General features: G+C 72.4%; 17 protein-coding genes and 7 tRNA genes. 11 read left to right on the top strand and 13 right to left on the bottom strand.

All coding sequences use genetic code 11. From position 1 onward, the window contains the following. Nucleotides 1-9: 9 nt before the first annotated feature. Complete coding sequence (gene pgsA / locus ACFVUY_RS20320; protein WP_224278759.1) at nt 10-657, bottom strand: phosphatidylinositol phosphate synthase; 648 nt, start codon at nt 655-657, stop codon at nt 10-12. A gap of 254 nt (nt 658-911) precedes the next feature. On the opposite strand from pgsA, the gene ACFVUY_RS20315 reads away from it, so the two are divergent. Then, nucleotides 912-2,960 carry an elongation factor G-like protein EF-G2 gene (locus tag ACFVUY_RS20315; RefSeq protein ID WP_387731670.1) on the top strand — a complete coding sequence of 683 codons (2,049 nt, stop codon included), beginning with the start codon at nt 912-914 and terminating at the stop codon, nt 2,958-2,960. 22 nt (nt 2,961-2,982) lie between these two features. On the opposite strand, the gene ACFVUY_RS20310 is transcribed toward ACFVUY_RS20315, so the two are convergent. Beyond that, the gene (locus ACFVUY_RS20310) at nt 2,983-3,408 is read right to left on the bottom strand and encodes a thiol-disulfide oxidoreductase DCC family protein (RefSeq protein WP_387691912.1); all 426 of its coding nucleotides are present in this window, start codon (nt 3,406-3,408) and stop codon (nt 2,983-2,985) included. A gap of 195 nt (nt 3,409-3,603) precedes the next feature. On the opposite strand from ACFVUY_RS20310, the gene ACFVUY_RS20305 reads away from it, so the two are divergent. Beyond that, nucleotides 3,604-5,250, top strand: coding sequence for a hypothetical protein (locus ACFVUY_RS20305; protein ID WP_387731667.1), 1,647 nt, complete (start codon nt 3,604-3,606; stop codon nt 5,248-5,250). Between the two features lie 69 nt (nt 5,251-5,319). On the opposite strand, the gene ACFVUY_RS20300 is transcribed toward ACFVUY_RS20305, so the two are convergent. The 4 genes from ACFVUY_RS20300 to ACFVUY_RS20285 all read right to left on the bottom strand — a co-directional run bounded on the left by ACFVUY_RS20300 (nt 5,320) and on the right by ACFVUY_RS20285 (nt 9,788). After that, nucleotides 5,320-5,880, bottom strand: coding sequence for an HIT family protein (locus ACFVUY_RS20300; RefSeq protein WP_380546494.1), 561 nt, complete (start codon nt 5,878-5,880; stop codon nt 5,320-5,322). A gap of 86 nt (nt 5,881-5,966) precedes the next feature. After that, on the bottom strand, nt 5,967-7,946 hold the full coding sequence (gene thrS, locus ACFVUY_RS20295; protein ID WP_359914491.1) for a threonine--tRNA ligase: 1,980 nt from the start codon (nt 7,944-7,946) through the stop codon (nt 5,967-5,969). Nucleotides 7,947-8,034: 88 nt separating this feature from the next. Beyond that, complete coding sequence (locus tag ACFVUY_RS20290; protein WP_387731665.1) at nt 8,035-9,198, bottom strand: hypothetical protein; 1,164 nt, start codon at nt 9,196-9,198, stop codon at nt 8,035-8,037. Between the two features lie 32 nt (nt 9,199-9,230). Further along, nucleotides 9,231-9,788 (bottom strand): DUF4365 domain-containing protein, encoded by a 558-nt coding sequence (locus tag ACFVUY_RS20285; protein WP_387731663.1) that lies wholly within the window; start codon nt 9,786-9,788, stop codon nt 9,231-9,233. 166 nt (nt 9,789-9,954) lie between these two features. Between ACFVUY_RS20285 and ACFVUY_RS20280 the strand changes: the two genes are divergently transcribed. Further along, nucleotides 9,955-10,722 carry an exonuclease domain-containing protein gene (locus ACFVUY_RS20280; protein WP_387731661.1) on the top strand — a complete coding sequence of 256 codons (768 nt, stop codon included), beginning with the start codon at nt 9,955-9,957 and terminating at the stop codon, nt 10,720-10,722. 78 nt (nt 10,723-10,800) lie between these two features. Here the strand turns inward: ACFVUY_RS20280 and ACFVUY_RS20275 are convergent. The 3 genes from ACFVUY_RS20275 to ACFVUY_RS20265 form a co-directional block, all read right to left on the bottom strand. Beyond that, nucleotides 10,801-10,872: transfer RNA gene (locus tag ACFVUY_RS20275), tRNA-Val, on the bottom strand. Between the two features lie 209 nt (nt 10,873-11,081). Further along, a tRNA-Val gene (locus ACFVUY_RS20270) sits at nt 11,082-11,153 on the bottom strand. A 78-nt stretch (nt 11,154-11,231) separates the two neighbouring features. Further along, nucleotides 11,232-11,690, bottom strand: coding sequence for a TIGR02611 family protein (locus tag ACFVUY_RS20265; RefSeq protein WP_359914480.1), 459 nt, complete (start codon nt 11,688-11,690; stop codon nt 11,232-11,234). Nucleotides 11,691-11,884: 194 nt separating this feature from the next. On the opposite strand from ACFVUY_RS20265, the gene ACFVUY_RS20260 reads away from it, so the two are divergent. Next, nucleotides 11,885-12,298, top strand: a complete 414-nt coding sequence (locus tag ACFVUY_RS20260; protein WP_030056266.1) for an SsgA family sporulation/cell division regulator — start codon at nt 11,885-11,887, stop codon at nt 12,296-12,298. A gap of 303 nt (nt 12,299-12,601) precedes the next feature. Then, nucleotides 12,602-13,171, top strand: a complete 570-nt coding sequence (locus tag ACFVUY_RS20255) for a CGNR zinc finger domain-containing protein (RefSeq protein WP_359915386.1) — start codon at nt 12,602-12,604, stop codon at nt 13,169-13,171. A 17-nt stretch (nt 13,172-13,188) separates the two neighbouring features. On the opposite strand, the gene ACFVUY_RS20250 is transcribed toward ACFVUY_RS20255, so the two are convergent. Continuing rightward, nucleotides 13,189-13,650: a hypothetical protein gene (locus ACFVUY_RS20250; RefSeq protein WP_387691901.1), complete on the bottom strand. Its 462-nt coding sequence runs from the start codon at nt 13,648-13,650 to the stop codon at nt 13,189-13,191. A gap of 110 nt (nt 13,651-13,760) precedes the next feature. Between ACFVUY_RS20250 and ACFVUY_RS20245 the strand changes: the two genes are divergently transcribed. Then, on the top strand, nt 13,761-14,261 hold the full coding sequence (locus ACFVUY_RS20245) for a DsbA family protein (protein WP_380359240.1): 501 nt from the start codon (nt 13,761-13,763) through the stop codon (nt 14,259-14,261). 12 nt (nt 14,262-14,273) lie between these two features. Here ACFVUY_RS20245 and ACFVUY_RS20240 read toward each other — a convergent pair whose 3' ends face one another. From ACFVUY_RS20240 to ACFVUY_RS20230, 3 genes are all read right to left on the bottom strand, one after another. After that, the gene (locus ACFVUY_RS20240) at nt 14,274-15,122 is read right to left on the bottom strand and encodes a GNAT family N-acetyltransferase (RefSeq protein WP_387731659.1); all 849 of its coding nucleotides are present in this window, start codon (nt 15,120-15,122) and stop codon (nt 14,274-14,276) included. Between the two features lie 89 nt (nt 15,123-15,211). Then, nucleotides 15,212-16,042 (bottom strand): aminotransferase class IV, encoded by an 831-nt coding sequence (locus ACFVUY_RS20235; RefSeq protein ID WP_387691897.1) that lies wholly within the window; start codon nt 16,040-16,042, stop codon nt 15,212-15,214. A 12-nt stretch (nt 16,043-16,054) separates the two neighbouring features. Next, nucleotides 16,055-17,155 (bottom strand): chorismate-binding protein, encoded by a 1,101-nt coding sequence (locus ACFVUY_RS20230; RefSeq protein WP_387731657.1) that lies wholly within the window; start codon nt 17,153-17,155, stop codon nt 16,055-16,057. A gap of 320 nt (nt 17,156-17,475) precedes the next feature. Between ACFVUY_RS20230 and ACFVUY_RS20225 the strand changes: the two genes are divergently transcribed. From ACFVUY_RS20225 to ACFVUY_RS20205, 5 genes are all read left to right on the top strand, one after another. Beyond that, a tRNA-Gly gene (locus tag ACFVUY_RS20225) sits at nt 17,476-17,548 on the top strand. Nucleotides 17,549-17,588: 40 nt separating this feature from the next. Beyond that, a tRNA-Cys gene (locus ACFVUY_RS20220) sits at nt 17,589-17,662 on the top strand. Nucleotides 17,663-17,694: 32 nt separating this feature from the next. Next, nucleotides 17,695-17,766: transfer RNA gene (locus ACFVUY_RS20215), tRNA-Val, on the top strand. Nucleotides 17,767-17,807: 41 nt separating this feature from the next. Continuing rightward, nucleotides 17,808-17,879 (top strand) — tRNA-Val (locus ACFVUY_RS20210). A 44-nt stretch (nt 17,880-17,923) separates the two neighbouring features. Further along, nucleotides 17,924-17,995, top strand: a tRNA-Val gene (locus tag ACFVUY_RS20205). Nucleotides 17,996-18,019 lie beyond the last annotated feature (24 nt).

Below are 18,019 nucleotides of genomic sequence, written 5' to 3'. Positions count from 1 at the left end.
CGCCCCCCATCAGCTCCCGGCCGCCGCTCGGTCGGCCTCGAACGCCTCCCGGCGCACGGTCAGCATCCGCTGGAACACCGTCACCAGGCTGCCCGCCGCCACCAGCCACAGCGCCACCGGCAGCAGCCACTCCACGTACGGCACACCGAATTTGTGCAGACCCGCGACCCCGGCCGCCACCAGGCTGGCCACCAGCCGCTCGGCCCGCTCCACCAGCCCCGACACGTCGCACGGCAGGCCCTGGCTCTCCGCCCGCGCCTTCGTGTACGACACCACCAGACCGCTCGCCAGGCAGAAGATCGCCACCGCACAGAGCAGGTTGTTGTCACCCTTGCCCGCGTACCACATCGCCAGACCGCCGAAGATCGCCGCATCGGCGACCCGGTCCAGGGTGGAGTCGAGGAACGCCCCCCACTTCGTGCTCCGGCCCAGCTGGCGGGCCATGTTCCCGTCCACCAGGTCCGAGAAGATGAACAGCGTGATCGTGATGGTGCCCCAGAAGAACTCCCCGCGCGGGAAGAACACCAGCGCACCGGCCACCGAGCCGGCGGTACCGATCAGCGTCACGGCGTCCGGGCTCACGCCCAGCCGGATCAGGAACGCGGCGAACGGGGTCAGGACACGTGTGAAGAAGGCACGCGCGTATTTGTTGAGCATGGCCTTCCCAGCCGCTCCGATCTCCCAGATACCCGCCTGGCGCAGAACGCGCGGCAGGCGGCCGGGCGGATCAGCCCGTCCGGCCCACCCATCGTAGCCAGGCCGAGGACACGCTCCGGCGCACGCACCGCCGGACGCCGCCCCCACCACGCCGCGCACACGCACGATCACCGATCGGCCGTACGACACGCGCCCCGCAGGACCCGACCCTAGACTGCGATGGACAAGCCTCGGCGCCACGGGAGGAGACCCCGATGCCCGACCGCAGCACGGCACGAGCCGGCCAGGCACCCGCCGTCACCGGCCCGAAGGACCTGCGCAACGTCGTCCTCATCGGCCCCAGCGGTGTGGGCAAGACCACCCTCGCCGAATCCCTCGCCCTCGCCGCCGGCGCCACCGGCCGGGCCGGCCGCGTCACCGACGGCACGACCGTCTCCGACCACGAGGACATCGAGCACCAGCAGCAGCGCTCCGTCCAGCTCTCGCTCCTCCCGCTCGAATGGAAGGGCGTCAAGATCAACCTGATCGACCCGCCCGGCCACCCCGACTTCGCCGCCGACCTGCGCGCCGCCCTGCACGCCGCCGACGCCGCCGTCTTCGTCGTCTCCGCCACCGACCCGGTCACCGCCCCCACCCGCGCCCTGTGGCGCGAATGCGCCGCCGAGGGCATCCCCCGCGCCATCGCCGTCGCCAAGCTCGACCTCGCCCACACCGGCTTCGACGACATCCTCACCGCCTGCCACGACGCCTTCGGACTCGGCCCGGACACCCTGCGCCCGCTCTTCCTGCCCGTCCACCACGACGGACACCCCGACGGCAGCGTCGACCTCCTCACCGGCGACACCTACGGCGACGCCGACCCGCTGCCCGACACCGCGCCCGCCCACGACAGCCTCGTCGAAGCCATCTCCGGCCAGGACGACACCCTCATGGAGCGCTACCTCTCCGGCGACACCCTCGACACCGACTCCCTCGAAGCCGGCCTGCGCCGCGAGGTCCTCTCCTGCGCCCTCCACCCCGCCGTCCCCACCAGCGAGAACGGCCTCGGCGCCGCCGAACTCCTCGACCTCGTCGCGCACACCTTCCCCGACCCCACCGAACGCACCCGCCCCGCCCCCGAGTGCGACCCCGACGCCCCGCTCGCCGCCCAGGTCGTCCGCGTCACCGGCGACGCCTACGTCGGACGGATCAGCCTGCTGCGCCTGTACGCCGGCACCCTGCGCCCCGACACCAGGATCCACCTCGTCGGCCCCGCCCACACCGCCGACCAGAACGGCGACGAACGCGTCACCGGCCTCACCAGCCCCTTCGGCAAGGCGCAGCGCCCCGTCCCGCACGCCGTCGCCGGCGACCTCGTCTGCGCCGCCAAACTCACCACCGCCCGCGCCGGCGACACCGTCCACGACCCCGGCCACCCCGTCACCCTCGACGGCTGGACCCTCCCCGAACCGCTCCTCCCGATCGCCGTCGAGGCCCACAGCAAGGCCGACGACGACAAGCTCTCCCAGGCCCTCGCCCGCCTCACCGCCGAGGACCCGGCGCTACGCCTGGAACAGAACCCCGACACCCACCAGCTCGTCCTCTGGTGCACCGGCGAGGCCCACGCCGACGTCGTCCTCGACCGCCTCCGCACCCGCCACGGCGTCCACGTCGACACCGTCGAACCCAAGGTCGCCCTGCGCGAGACCTTCGGCACCGCCGCCGCCGGCCACGGCCGCCTGGTCAAGCAGTCCGGCGGCCACGGCCAGTACGCCATCTGCGACCTGGAGGTCGAACCGCTCCCCGCCGGCTCCGGCTTCGAGTTCCAGGAACACGTCGTCGGCGGCTCCGTCCCCAAGCACTTCATCCCCTCCGTCGAGAAGGGCGTCCGCGCCCAGCTCGCCAAGGGCGTCACCACCGGGTACCCGCTCGTCGACGTCCGGGTCACCCTCACCGACGGCAAGGCGCACTCCGTCGACTCCTCCGACGCGTCCTTCCAGAACGCCGCCGCCCTCGCCCTGCGCGACGCCGCCGAGCACGCCGTCATCCGCCTGCTCGAACCCGTCGCCGCCGTCAGCGTCCTGCTCCCCGACGACTACCTCGGCGCCGTCCTCGGCGACCTCTCCGCCCGCCGCGGCCGCGTCCTCGGCAGCGAGACCGGGGGCACCGGACTCACCCTGCTGCGCGCCGAGGTCCCCGAACTCGAACTCGCCCGCTACCCGATCGACCTGCGCTCGCTCACCCACGGCACCGCCGAGTTCTCCCGCGCCTACCTGCGCCACGAACCCATGCCGCCCGCCCTCGCCCAGCGCTACACCGACTGAGCGGCCCCACGGCCGGACGGTCTCACGGCCGGACGGGCTTGCGGGCCGGCAGCTCGCACGCCGCCGTCCCCCCCGGCATCCGGTGCCGGTTGCGCGCCACCCAGCGGTAGGCCAGCCCCGCGAGCGGCCGCACCGGCGCCGCCGTCAACACAGCGCCCAGGTATGCCCACACCCCGCCGGAGCGCATCAGAAGCCGCGCAACCGCCTGCGCGCCCCCGTACACCCGGCCGCTCGGCGTCACCCAGAGCACCTCGCGCTCCGCCCGCTCCGCCGACACCTCACCCCGGCCGCCCGCGTGCCCGTCCAGGCCCGCCAGATCCGCGAACTGGAACGGCACCGCCTCCCAGCCCCCCGAGGCCAGCGTCTGCCGCAGGTACCGCTCCGACCAGCGCACGCAGGACGAACAGAACGAACAGTCCCCGTCGTAGACCAGCACCGGATCCTTCACGGCCGCTCCCCTTTCCTCGCTCCCACCGTCCATCCTGCCCCACCTCCCCCATCCACCTCGCGACGGGTATCGACCCGCCCGAAGCTGGGCATCATGCCCCTCAGGCCTCCGGTGACGGTACTTCAGACGATCATCCGCGCGGGGGTGCCACGGCACGGTAACCTGCCGCTGACAAGGGGAGGAGGGGACGCCACCGTGACCACACTCGACATGACCCCGGGTGCGCAGATACCCCGGACCGACGCCGGCCCGCAGACTGCCATCACCCAGGGACTCTCCTCGACCGCGTACCGCGACGGCGAGATCAAGGGCTTCGTCGGCGCCGTCACCGACGCCACCGAGAAGAAGGGCCGCTTCGCGCTCTTCCGCCCCAACCTCGGCGAGGCCTTCAGCAAGGCGCTGATCTCCCGTGCCCTGGGCGGCGGCCGCAAGCCCATCGTCCCGGCCTTCGGAGTCGACACCCGCCAGGTCGTCGAACACTGCCTGGCCGCCGAGGAACTGCGCAACACCCGCGACCGGCAACTCAGCACCGTCTCCATCGCCACCGGCGTGCTCTTCCTCCCCGGCACCCTGGTCTGGCTCGGCGCCTTCCAGCTCCGCGCCTGGCTCAAGCGGGACAACCCGAAGAACGCGGCCGTCTACGGCGGCATCGTGCTCGCCGCGGCCGCCGCCCTCGCCGTCCTGCTCGCGCTGCGCCCGCCGGCCAACGGCTTCATCGGCGTCTACCTGCGCGTGACCATGCTCGCCCCGGTCGTCGGCTGGTACCTCGCCCGCCGGATCGTCGAGCGCTCCGCCAAGGACCTGCGCTCCCGCTGGCAGGCGCTGGTCGAGGGCAGCGTGGTGGCCGCCTCGGTCGCCAAGGCCGTCCCCCGGGACGACCTCGACAAGAAGGCCGCCGACCTGCGCGACAAGCTCGGCCGCCTGGACGCCGAGCAGGAGACCAACATCCACCACTACGCCGGCCCCAAGGGCATCCTCGGTGCCGGCCGCCGCTGGGGCGAATGGCGCCTCGCCGACACCCTCCACCCCGCGGAGGGCCACGCCGACTTCCGCGCCTTCCACCCCTGGGACCTGATCCGCCGGATCTCCTCCCACCTCAAGGGGCTCGGCGTCAGCCACGTCGCCAACAGCGGCATGCCCAACGTCGCCATCAAGCAGTGGGTGGTCTTCGACATCGGCGAGGGCGCCGACGAGATCAGCCGCCCCGGCAACGCCGACATGGACGGCGACCGGATGCGCGACTTCGCCGTGCAGAGCGTCGCCGACAAGCAGACCTTCTCCGGCGGCCCCCGGCACTACCTCGCCACCCAGTTCATCACCCACGACGGCAAGCTGGTCCTCACCTTCACCGTCACCGTCACCCTGCTCGCCAACGTCCTGAACATCACCGTGTCCGGCTACGCGCTCGGCCCGGTCAAGGGCGTCTTCTTCGACAAGCCCAAGGACAAGGAGAAGTCGGTCGCCAAGACCGTGCGGTTCTGGGAGGAGCGCACCGTCAAGCTCCCCCTGATCGACAACGACGAGGTCGTCCGCCAGGCCGTCCGCGCCCCCTTCTACCGGATGCCCGGCCTGCTCGGCTGGCTCGGCGGCGGACTCGGCCTGCCCGAGCCCTTCGGGCTGCGGCACATCTGGGCCGGCCGCGCCTGGGAGAACCGCTCCATGGTCGACAACGCCCAGAACGCCGCCGTCCCGGTGCTCGCGGCGGTCCACGCCGCCACGCTGGAGTTCCTGGAGGAGCACGACCTGGACGCCGACCGCTTCTTCAAGAACCGCACCTCGATCATCAAGTCCGAGGCGCAGAGCCCCCGCCCCTACGACGTCGACACCTTCAACGCCGGCTGATCCGGCGCAGCGCATGCGGGAGGGCCCCACCGAGGATCTCGGTGGGGCCCTCCCGCGTCGTTCCTCGGATCAGCCCTGCGGCCAGGCCTCGGCCAGCATCTTCCGGGTGTCCGCCAGCAGCTGCGGCAGCACCTTGGTGTGGCCGACCACCGGCATGAAGTTGGTGTCCCCGCCCCAGCGCGGCACCACGTGCTGGTGCAGGTGCGCCGCGATCCCGGCCCCGGCCGCCGCGCCCTGGTTCATCCCGATGTTGAACCCGTGCGCCCCGGAGGCCGCCCGCAGCGCCGTCATCGCCTTCTTGGTGAAGTCCGCCAGCTCGGCCGTCTCGGCCTCGTCCAGGTCGGTGTAGTCGGCGACGTGCCGGTACGGGACCACCATCAGGTGCCCGCCGTTGTACGGGTACAGGTTCAGCACCGCGAACACGGCACTCCCCCGGGCGATGATCAGCCCGTCCTCGTCGCTCAGGGACGGGATCGAGCAGAACGGACAACCGTCGTCCGGAGCCGGGCCGGTGGGCTTGTTCTCACCCTGGATGTACGCCATCCGATGAGGCGTCCACAGGCGGCGGAAGCCGTCCGGCTCACCGACGCCCCGCTGAAGTTCCGGCTCAGTCGTCATGCTGATCAGCATATTCGCCCGACGGTGCTTGCAAAGCCGCGCGGGGCAGACTCGTCGAGAGCCTGCCCCGCGCCGTCCCCGCTCGGGCGGGGCCGAACTCACACCTGGATGCGACTCTTCACCGCGTCCACGATCTCCTGAACCGCGTCCGCCAGCGGAACGCCGTTCTTCTGCTCGCCGTTGCGGTAGCGGAACGACACCGCGCCCGCCTCGACGTCGTCGTTGCCGGCGATCAGCATGAACGGCACCTTGGTCTTCTGTGCGTTCCTGATCTTCTTCTGCATGCGGTCGTCCGAGGTGTCCACCTCGACCCGGATCCCGTGCTTCTTCAGCTCGGCCGCGACCTCCAGCAGGTACGGCACGTGCTCGTCGGTGATCGGGATGCCGGTGACGGTGACCGGGGCCAGCCACGGCGGCATGGCGCCGGCGTAGTGCTCCAGCAGCACCGCGAAGAAGCGCTCGATCGAGCCGAACAGCGCCCGGTGGATCATGACCGGCCGCTGGCGCGAGCCGTCCGCCGCGGTGTACTCCAGGTCGAAGCGCTCGGGCAGGTTGAAGTCCAGCTGGATGGTGCTCATCTGCCAGGTACGGCCGATGGCGTCCTTCGCCTGCACCGAGATCTTCGGGCCGTAGAAGGCCGCGCCGCCCGGGTCCGGGACCAGCGGCAGGCCCTGCTTCTCGGCCACGCTCGCCAGGACGCGGGTGGCCTCCTCCCAGGTCTCGTCGCTGCCGACGTACTTGACCGGGTCCTTGGTCGACAGCTCCAGGTAGAAGTCGGTCAGACCGTAGTCGCGGAGCAGGTTGAGCACGAAGGTCAGCGTGGAGTCGAGCTCCTCCGCCATCTGCTCGCGGGTGCAGTAGATGTGCGCGTCGTCCTGCGTGAAGCCGCGGGCACGGGTCAGGCCGTGCACGACGCCGGACTTCTCGTAGCGGTACACCGTCCCGAACTCGAAGAGGCGCAGCGGCAGTTCACGGTACGAGCGGCCGCGCGCGTCGAAGATCAGGTTGTGCATCGGGCAGTTCATCGGCTTGAGGTAGTAGTCCACGCCCTCGTCGAGCTGCATGGGCGGGTACATACCGTCCGCGTACCAGTCGAGGTGGCCGCTCTTCTCGAAGAGCTTCCCCTTGGTGGCGTGCGGGGTGTAGACGAACTCGTAGCCCTCCTCCTCGTGCCGCTTGCGCGAGTAGTCCTCCATCGCCCGGCGGATGATGCCGCCCTTGGGGTGGAAGACGGCGAGACCGGAGCCGATCTCCTCCGGGATGGAGAAGAGGTCGAGCTCGTTGCCGAGCTTGCGGTGGTCGCGCTTCTCGGCCTCGACGAGGAAGTCGAGGTGGGCCTTGAGCTCGTCCTTGGTCGGCCAGGCGGTGCCGTAGATGCGCTGCAGCATGGGGTTCTTCTCGCTGCCGCGCCAGTAGGCGGCCGCGTTGCGCATCAGCTTGAACGCCGGGATGTTCCGGGTGCTGGGCAGGTGCGGGCCGCGGCAGAGGTCGCCCCAGCACTGCTCGCCGGTCTTGGCGTCCAGGTTGTCGTAGATGGTGAGCTCGCCGGCGCCGACCTCGACGTCGGCGCCCTCGCCGGCGGTGGCGGCGGAACCCTTGAGGCCGATCAGTTCGAGCTTGTACGGCTCGGCGGCCAGCTCCTCGCGGGCGGACTCGTCGGTGACCACGCGGCGGGAGAACTTCTGCCCGCGCTTGATGATCTCCTGCATCTTCTTCTCGATGGCCTTGAGGTCATCGGGGTGGAAGGGCTTCTCGACATCGAAGTCGTAGTAGAAACCGTCCTTGACCGGCGGGCCGATGCCCAGCTTGGCCTCGGGGTAGAGCTGCTGCACGGCCTGGGCCATGACGTGCGCGGTGGAGTGGCGCAGGATGTCGAGGCCGTCCTTGCTGCCGATCTCGACCGGCTCGACCTCGTCGCCGTCCTGGACGGCGTAGGCGAGGTCCTTGAGCTGGCCGCCGACGCGGGCGGCGATGATCGAGCGGTCGTCGGCGAAGAGCTCGGCGGCCGTGGTGCCCGTCGTCACCACGCGCTCTTCCCGATCGGGTTCGCGGCTGATGATTACCCGGACGTCCGTCACCGGTCTCTCCTGACGTGCTGGATTTCAGAGGGCGCAACACTGCGCTGCGCGTGACGATGGTACCGAGAGCGCCGCCCCCGCCGTCCACCTACGCCCCTTCCCCCTCCCGCTCCGCCTTCTCCCCGAGCGCCTTCAGCAGCCGCTCGCGGTCCCCTTCCTCCCAGCCGCGGAGTTCCAGTCCGTGCGGGCGGGTCAGCCGGCGGAAGCCGCCGTGCCGCTCCAGCCGGCCGCAGACCCGGACCGGCAGGCCCGCGAGGTGGGCCTCGGCGGCGAGCCGGTAGTCGGGGTCGAGCAGGCGGAGCTTGAGCTCGCGGACCTCGGCGCCGGTGAGCACCCGCAGTCGTACCGAGCCGGGACCGGCCGGGTCGGCGCGCTTGAGCCGGGTGACCACGCCGACCACGGTGACATCGACGGCGGGCTCGATCCGTTCCAGCAGCTCGGCGGCCTCCGCCAGGGCGGGCAGGTCGCCAGGCGAGAAGTCGAGGTCGATCCGGCGGTCCCCGAAGCCGCCCGGGGTCCCGGCGGCGGGCGACCAGGCGACGCTGAGCCGGGCGGCCGTCGCGTCGCGCACCAGCTCCTCGACGGACCGGACGAGCTCCCGGCTGACCCCGGCCCGGACGGCGTTCCCGAAGGCCTTGGGCCCGCCGCTGACCCGGCGGTAGTCGACGGCGTCGCGCAGTGCCTCCAGGGCTCGGACCAGGGTGGTGACGGCGGCGCGGCCCTCGGGGGCGGGGGTGTGGGCGGTGAGCTCGGCGCCCTGTTCGACCAGCAGGACGCGGTCCAGGAAGTCCTCGGCGAGGGCGTCCAGCCGGGCGCCGAAGTAGCCGGCCCTGGTGCGGGCGGCCTTGGCGCCGGCGGCGAGCATCCCGCGGGCGGCCCGCCGGAGCCGCTCGGCCTCGTCCCAGGGGGTGGCCCCGGCGGGGCCGGACGGTTCGCGGTGCCAGCGCAGTTCGTCGCCCGGGACGGTGAGGGCGAGCAGGATCGAGCGGGCGGAGGGGGTGCGGGAGCGGGAGAGCGCGGTGACGGCGTCGGCGAGGAGTTCGACGGCGTCGTCGAAGCCGTCCCCGGCCGGGACGAGCAGGCTGGTGCCGGGTTCGTCGTCGGGCGGGGTCCAGCGTCCGTACCGGGCGGCCGGTCCGCCGCGGCGGACCCAGCCGTGCCGGGCGAGCAGGGTGGCCAGGACCGTCGGGTCGACGGTGGCCGGGTCGGGCAGGGGCCGGGCCGGTTCGCCCGGTGCGTGCGGCGGTGTCATGGGTCCGGTTCCTCCCTGCCGGGCCCGGGCCGTCACGGGCTGCCGCCCGCGCCGACCCGGGCCATGATGTCGCAGAGCGCGCGGTCGTCGAAGACCCTGGCGGTGGGCACCCGGACGTTGGTGCGCCGCTGCCCGGTGACCGGGTGGCCGGCCAGGTTGACCCAGTAGCAGCAGTGCCGCAGTTCCAGGACGTCCGGGCGGGCCCGCAGCCACTGGTCGACCCGGCGCGGCAGCAGCAGCACGACCAGGATCCGCGGCACGGCGACCCGGGGCCGGGCGAGCTTGCGCAGGTGGTCGTTGTCCAGGGTGAAGCTGAAGAACGGCCCGGCCGGGTCGGGTGCGACCTGCTGGGTGGCCTTGAGCTGGATCTTGACGGTGACCTCGTCGTCCACCTCGTGCGCCCGGGAGCCGTGGCTGACGTGCCAGTCGATGCCGTTGTCCGGGAACGGCTGGGAGAGCGAGCAGCCGGCCGCGGCGGCGACCGCGTGCAGGTAGCCGACCTGCAGGGTCTCCATGCAGGCGGTGACCGCGAGGTTCCCGCGCAGTACGGCCGCCGCCTCCTCCTCGGGCTGCGGCTGGGTCAGTGCCATCGCCCCGTGCCCTCCCCCGGTTCCGGGCCCGTCCCGCTCCGGACGGGCCGGTCGATTCGAACGGGACAGTCATGGGCAGGATCCCCGGCCGGGCTTGGGCCAAACGGGTTGAAGGGGCGTCAGAACCGGGTATCAACCGGTCGCAACGCTCGTCTGAGGGGCAGTCATGCAGCAGCACTGGTACACCGGCCCGCTCGCCTCCTTCGACACCGAGACGACCGGCGTGGACGTGGAGAACGACCGGATCGTCTCCGCCGCCCTGGTCGTCCAGCTCGCGCCGGGCGAGCCGGCCCGGACCACGACCTGGCTGGCCGATCCGGGGATTCCGATCCCGGACGGCGCCCGCGCGGTGCACGGCATCACCGACGAGCAGGTGCGCACCCACGGCCGCCCGGCCCGCACGGTGGTGGCGGAGGTCACCCGGGCGCTGGCGGCCGAGGCGCGGGCCGGGCGTCCGGTGGTGGTGATGAACGCGCCCTACGACCTGACGCTGCTGGACCGGGAGCTGCGCCGCCATCACGGGCTGACGCTGGCCGCGGGGCTGGCGGCGTCCGGGCTGGTGGTGCTGGACCCCCGGGTGCTGGACAAGCACGTGGACCGCTACCGCAAGGGCCGCCGGACACTGACCGACCTGTGCGCCCACTACGGCGTCGTCCTGGCCGGGGCGCACGACGCGGCGGCGGACGCGGCGGCGGCACTGGCGCTGACCCGGCGGATCGGCTCCCGCTACCCGGCGGCGCTCGGCGGGCTGTCAGCGGCGGAGCTGCACCTGCGGCAGGCGGTCTGGCACGCGGCGCAGGCACGCGGACTGCAGAACTGGTTCGACCGCTCGGGGACACCGGAGCGGGTGGACCTGTCCTGGCCGCTGCGGCCGGCCCGGTGCGGATGCGGGCGCCGGCTGGAACCGGAGCACCGTTGCGAGGCGGCGGCGTGACGCGCGGCCCGGCGCTCCGGGCCCGAACGCGCCGCAGGCCCTGACCGGTTTCCTGGTCAGGGCCTGCATGCTGTCCGGTGGGCGATACTGGGATCGAACCAGTGACCCCTTCGGTGTGAACGAAGTGCTCTCCCGCTGAGCTAATCGCCCGGGCAACGAGAAGAACTCTAGCACCATTCGGGGCCGGTCGTACAACTCGCCCGTTCCGGGTACCGCCGACGCCTCCGCAGAACTCGCGCCCCACAGGGAAGGTGACTGTCCCTCAGCCGATTACCGGTGGCCCTTCAGGCGGATTCCGGAAATACACGTGAGGCCCAGCCGATAATCGGCTGGGCCTCACGTATCACAATGCATTCCGGTGGGCGATACTGGGATCGAACCAGTGACCCCTTCGGTGTGAACGAAGTGCTCTCCCGCTGAGCTAATCGCCCGGGTGCAGAGAAAACATTACCGCATCCCGGAGGGTGCTCCGAACACGCTCCCCGCCCGCGGCCCCGCGTCCGGGCGGGTCAGCTCCCGTCCAGCTGCCAGGGGGCGGCCAGGCCGTAGCGGGCGAAGTACCAGCCGCCCACCCCGACGAGGGCGGCCAGCCCGATCGCGGTGAGCGTCAGGTTGCGGCGGCGCACCCGCGGGTCCATGGCCCGCTGGGCGGCCTCGGCGACCTTGCGGCGGGTCCAGCGCAGGGCCAGCTGGGCCCAGACGAACTCGGTCGCCCAGATCCCCATGCCCAGGAAGATCACCAGCCAGCCGGGGCCGGGCAGCGGCAGCATGATCAGCCCGAGCACCACCACGGCGAGGCCCGCCAGGAAGATCGCCACCTGCCAGACCCGGTGCAGCGCGGGCGAGCGGCGGACGAAGGCCGGGGCCCGCGATCCGACCGCTCGTCCGCCGTCGACGGCCGCGTCAACCGCCACAGCCGCTTCACCCGTTCCCGTGTTCCCGGCCGTCTTGTCGTTTCGCACAGTCATGCCAGGAAACTAACCAAGAAGCACCGGGTAATGCCCGGCCCGGCCGCTGCGGGGCGATTCCGCAATGCGCCGTAAGGGGTACGACTCGCGCCCGAATCGGGACAGAGGGGTTTACATCGGTCTTGGGGGTGGGATGGTCCGTTCGCCGACGTGCGATTCCCCGAGCGCACACTGAGCGAAAGGCCATGGCGCTTATGAACACCACGGTCAGCTGCGAGCTGCACCTGCGCCTCATCGTGTCCAGCGAGTCATCACTGCCCGTCCCCGCGGGCCTGCGCTACGACACCGCCGACCCCTATGCCGTGCACGCCACGTTCCACACAGGCGCCGACGAGACCGTGGAGTGGGTGTTCGCCCGAGATCTCCTCGCGGAGGGGCTGCACCGACCCACTGGTACCGGCGACGTCCGGGTGTGGCCGTCGCGCAGCCACGGGCAAGGGGTGGTCTGCATCGCACTGAGCTCTCCGGAAGGAGAAGCCCTGCTGGAGGCCCCGGCCCGAGCGCTTGAGTCGTTCCTCAAGCGGACGGACGCCGCGGTGCCCCCCGGCACCGAACACCGTCACTTCGACCTCGACCGGGAGCTGTCCCACATCCTCGCCGAAAGCTGACCCCATCCGGAGGCGGTCACGCCCCGCCGACGGCGGGGCCCTACCCCCTGCCTCATCGCAGCCGTCCTACTCGGGGGCACGGCAGCGGACTCAGCCGCGCACGACGCGGTCTCGGGGCCGGTGAGCGGCTCCGCTCCCACCGGAGCGGGTCCACAGCACCGCAGGCGCCCGGTTTCGGACGCCTTGTCGGACTGCGCACACATCTTCGAAAGAAGGCGCCGCCCTACCGGCACAAGGCCCGGTATGGTCTGGGGTAACCGTGGACGCGGGGTATCGGAGTCCCCTGCGCGAGGAGCCCCCAACGTGCTGATCACCCATGACACCGAGTGCGCGCTGAGCCTCCTCGTGGAGCTGCTCAACACCGCACCCGAGGTGTGCGGCGCCGAGCGGCTGCCGGACGTCGCCGCGCTGGACGCCTTCGTGGTCCGCCGGGAGATCAGCGAGATCGACTCGCTGACCGAGGACGACCTGCGGCGGGTGCACGAGCTGCGCACCCGGCTGCGCGAGGTGTTCGCGACGGAGTCCACCGCGCAGGCCGCGGAGCTGGTCAACTCCATCGTCGCGGCCGCCGGGACGACGCCCCGGCTGACCAACCACGACGACCACGACTGGCACATCCACTACTTCGCGCCGCACGCCGCCCTCGGTGACCACCTGGCGGCCGAACTGGGCATGGCGCTGGCCCTCATCCTCATGGCGGGCGAGCGGGAACGGCTGCGCCGCTGCGAGGCGCCGGACTGCGCGCGGGTCTTCGTGGACCTCTCCCGGAACCGCTCGCGGCGCTACTGCGACAGCCGCACCTGCGGCAACCGGCTGCACGTCGCCGCCTACCGGGCGCGGCAGCGGTCGGCGGAAGCCGTCCCCTCCGCCTGACCGGCCGGTCCTCCCGTTCAGATCCCGCGCTTGCGGAGGATCTCCTCGATGTCGGCGAAGTCGCCGAGGCCGTCCTCCCGCTTGCCCGCGGCCGGCTTCTTCGGGGCCCCGGGCGTCGGCGCCACCGCCGGACGCTCGGGCGCCGGCCCGGCCGCGGCCGGGCGCTCCGGGGCGCTCTCCACCGCCGCGCCGCCCCGGCGGCCCACCCAGCGGGTGGTGACCAGCAGCACCGCCGAGACGCCGAGCAGCGCGATGCCGGTCCACACCCGCGGGTCGAGGACCAGCTTGGTCGCCCAGTCGGCGAACTCCCGGCCGATCGTGCTCGCCAGCGGGAACAGGCCGGTCAGGTAGAGCCCGGCGGGCAGCAGGGCCACCGCGAACCAGCGGGTCGCCGACAGGAAGCGCCGCCGGTAGGCCCGCAGCCCGGCGAAGGCCACCCCGCCCGCGGTGAGGACGAAGCTGATCGCCGCGCTCAGCACGGTGCCGCTCCTTCGTGTCCGGTCGTCCTGGTCATCGGTGCCTTCCTCTCGGTCCGCCCTCGGGCGCACCTCCGGCCGGAGCGGGCGCCCACTAGTGGAACACTGGGGGAATGATCGATGGTTCCCTCCCCCGCCTCGAGTTCTGGTGCGACCTCCAGTGCCCGGACTGCCACACCGCGCTGGACGACGTACGGGCGCTGCGCGCGCAGTACGGCGACGCGCTGCCCGTGGAGGTGCGGCACTTCCCGCTGGAGAAGCACAAGCACGCCTACGCCGCCGCGGAAGCCGCCGAGGAGGCGTTCGCGCAGGGGCTGGGCTGGCCGTTCGTGGAGGCGCTGCTGGCCCGTACCGCGGAGCTGGACGCGCGCGGGCAGCAGGTGCTGCTGGACGTGGCCCGGGAGGTCGGGGCGGACGTCGACGAGGTGGACACCGCGCTGATCGACGGCCGGCACATGCTGACCGTCGACGCCGACCAGGCCGAGGGCAAGGCGATCGGGGTCACCGGCACGCCGACGTACGTGATCGGCGGGCAGCGCCTCGACGGCGGCAAGAGCCAGGACGGGCTGCGCGAGCGGATCGTGGCCGTCATCGAGGCGGCGAAGGCTTCCTGACGACACGCCGGGTCACAGCTGCTTGCCGTAGAGGCGCTCGGTGACCCGGTAGCCGATCGAGGTGTAGAGCCGGATGGCGACCTCGTTGCCGGAGAAGACGTTGAGGCCGAGGTTCCGCACCCCGGCGGCCAGGCACTCGCGTTCGGCGAGCAGCATCAGCGTGCGTCCGTGTCCCTGGCCCTGGTGGGCCGGGGACACCTCGACCTTCATCACCCAGGCGAGCGGTTCGCCGTCCGGCAGGTCGCGAAAGCGTGGCTGCAGCCAGAGCAGGCCGTACGGCTCCTCCCCGCCGTCGGCGCCGTACAGGCGGCGCAGGACCATGCCCGGGCTCTCCGGGTCCGGCGCGGCCGGGTTCCGCGGCCCGCCGCCCGAGCGGGCGCGGGCCTGTTCCTCGGTGAGGCCGGAAGCCACCATCACGCGGACGTAGTCCTGCACGGACCGGTCGAACCAGTCCCGGATATCGGCCCTCCGGTCGAACGGGCGCGCGCTCAGCCCCGCGGGCAGGTCCGGGGCGACTGTCAACCGCTTGGCCATGGCCAGGGCCCGCTCGGTGTACCCGAGCGTCACGGCGAGGCCCCGGGCCGCCGCGGCCGGCTCCGGGACGCCGACGTCGACCCGGGTGCAGCCCCAGGTGCGCAGCACCTCCTCGGCGGCCAGCCCGCCGAACGTTCCCCGACCCCGGCCGCGCCCCTCGGTGATCTCCAACTCGGATATCCGGCCCCAGAGTTGATCGCCCTGCGGGTCGGCGGTGGTGCGCAGCGCGCCGACCGGGTGGCCGTTCGCGAGGATCAGCCAGCGTCTGGTGCGGCCGCCGGCCGCGGTGGGTGTCTCCGGGCCCTCGGGGCGCAGCGTGGTGGTCATGTGGTGGTCCCTTCCCCTTGCACGGGGGGTTATCCACACGGCCGGTGCGCTTCCCCGGCGTTCTTCCGGGATGCTCTCCCGGGCGGGGATCACGGGTCGAGGTCGTCGCCGCTGCGCTCGGTGAAGACGGCCATGGCCTTGGCGGTGACGGGGCCGATGCCGGGCAGTTCGCGGTCGTCGACGCGGGTGACGGCCTGGACGTCGCGGGTGGTGGAGGTCAGGAAGACCTCCTCGGCGTCCTGGAGGGCGCTGAGCGGCAGGTCGGCCTCCTCGGCGCCGCACCAGTCGACGACGAGCTGCCGGGTGATGCCGGCCAGGCAGCCGGAGGCGAGGGCGGGGGTGAGCAGGCGGCCGCCGAGGACCACGAAGACGTTGGACCCGGTGCCCTCGCAGAGCCGTCCCGCGGTGTTGGCGAGCAGGGCCTCGGAGGCGCCCGCGCGGTGGGCGGCGGCCAGGGCGACGACGTTCTCGGCGTACGAGGTGGTCTTGAGGCCGGCGACGGCGCTGTGCTCGTTGCGGCGCCAGGGGACGACGGCGACGGCGGTCTCGTCGGGGCGGTGGCCGATCGCGCTGAGGGCGACGACCAGGGTGGGGCCGGCGGTGCCGCGCTCGGAGCTGAGCGGGCCGTTGCCGCCGGTGTAGGTGACGCGCAGGCGGCCGAGCGGCGCGGGGTTGGCGGCGAGGACCTGGGCGCAGGCCTCGCGGACCAGGTCGTGATCGGGGTCGGCCAGGCCGAGGCCGCGGGCGGAGCGGGTGAGCCGGTCCAGGTGGCGGGTGACCGCGAAGGCCCGGCCGTCGACCGTCTTCAGGGTCTCGAAGACGCCGTCGCCGGTGGTGAGGCCGTGGTCGAGGACCGAGACGGCCGCGTCGGCGGAGTCGACGAGGGAGCCGTTGACCCAGCTCGTGGTGCGGTTGTGCATCGGGTGCTGCTCCTAGGCGGTGGGGGCGCAGGCCCCGGTCGGGTCGGCTCCGGTGCCGGATTCGCCACCGGGTTCGCCGCCCGACGCTATCGCGACGAGGCGGGCGGCCTTCAGTTCGGTTTCGGCCCATTCCCGCTCGGGGTCGGAGCCCCAGGTGATGCCGGCGCCGGTGCCGAAGCGCAGGACGGGCGCGCCGGGGTCCGCCCGGTCGATCCAGAAAGTGCGGATGCCGACGGCGAGTTCGGCCTCGCCGCGGTCGGCGTCGACCCAGCCGACGGCGCCGCAGTACGGGCCGCGCGGGGCCGTCTCCAGGGCCTCGATGATCCGCAGGGCGCTGGACTTGGGGGCGCCGGTGACGGAGCCGGGCGGGAAGGTGGCGGCGAGGAGCTCGGGCCAGCCGGCTCCGTCGCGCAGGGTGCCCTCGACGGTGGAGACCAGGTGGACCAGGCCGGGGTGCTTCTCGACGGCGCAGAGGTCGGGGACGGTGACGCTGCCGGTCGCGCAGACCCGGCCGAGGTCGTTGCGGACCAGGTCGACGATCATCACGTTCTCGGCGTGGTCCTTGTCGAGGAGGTCGTCCTCGGTGCGGCCGGTGCCCTTGATCGGGCCGGAGGAGACGGTGCGGCCGGTGCGGCGCAGGTAGAGCTCGGGTGAGGCGGTGGCGATCTCGACGCCGTGCCCGGGCAGACGGACGGTGCCGGCGTAGGGGGCGGGGTTGCCGTGGGCGAGGAGGCCGGTGAGGGCGTCGACGTCGCTGAGGTCCGGGTCGGGCAGCGGTGCGGAGAGCACCCGGCAGAGGTTGGCCTGGTAGACCTCGCCGGCGGCTATGTGCTCGCGGATGCGGCGGACGCCCGCGGTGTAGGCGGTGCGGTCGAGGGAGCTGTGCCAGCTGCCGGCCTCCGGTCCGCGCCAGCCCGCGCCGGAGGGCGGGGCGGGGGCCGGGCGGACCCGGTCGAAGCGGGCGCAGGTCAGCCGGCCCTCGAAGTCGTGGACGACGGCCCAGTAGCCGGCGGAGTCCAGGGCGGCCGGGTCCGAGGTGACGTCGCGCAGTCCGGTGGCCAGGCGGCCGCCGAAGCGGGCGAGCGGGGTGCGGGGGTCGGGGTGGCCGGACACGGTTCTCCTGCGCGGTGGTGCTGGGCGGCGGTGCCTGAAGTGTAGGTCGGGGGGCGTGGGCCCGGTCCGGTTCGCGCCCCGCGCACGAGCAGCTGTGTGCGTCACGCGGGTGTGCGCCGGGTGACCTGCGGATGATCGTCCGGGAGCGCCGCAGGTGGCGGCCGGTGGCCGTCCGCGAGCGCTGACGGGACGGCGCTCACCGGCCATCCCCTCGGCATGCTGCGGGAACGGATTTTTAGCTGGCCCGGGAATCCGCTAGAGTTCAACACGTCGCCAGGGAGCGCAGCCGAAGAAAAGCGGTGAAGCCCCCCGGAAGACAGGCGGACGTGGCTCAGTTGGTAGAGCATCACCTTGCCAAGGTGAGGGTCGCGAGTTCGAATCTCGTCGTCCGCTCGATGGAGAACAGTGTAAGATCGTTCTTCATGCGTTGCCTGGTGGAGTGGCCGAGAGGCGAGGCAACGGCCTGCAAAGCCGTGTACACGGGTTCAAATCCCGTCTCCACCTCCAAGAGGTCCCCCGGTTCGACCGGGGGCCTCCCCGCGCGATTAGCTCAGCGGGAGAGCACTACCTTGACACGGTAGGGGTCACTGGTTCAATCCCAGTATCGCGCACGTCGGACCCTTCGAGGTCTGCTGCAGGACCGCCACATCAGGCGCGATTAGCTCAGCGGGAGAGCACTACCTTGACACGGTAGGGGTCACTGGTTCAATCCCAGTATCGCGCACAGTAACGGGCCCTCCGGGGTCTGCTGCAACACCGCCGCACCAGGCGCGATTAGCTCAGCGGGAGAGCACTACCTTGACACGGTAGGGGTCACTGGTTCAATCCCAGTATCGCGCACGTCGGACCCTTCGAGGTCTGCTG

Origin of the sequence: Kitasatospora sp. NPDC058063 (assembly GCF_042885395.1) — a bacterium.
GTDB lineage: Bacteria > Actinomycetota > Actinomycetes > Streptomycetales > Streptomycetaceae > Kitasatospora > Kitasatospora lactacystinica.
The sequence above is the reverse complement of the archived record's forward strand: the minus strand, read 5'-3'. Positions and strand labels throughout refer to the sequence as shown.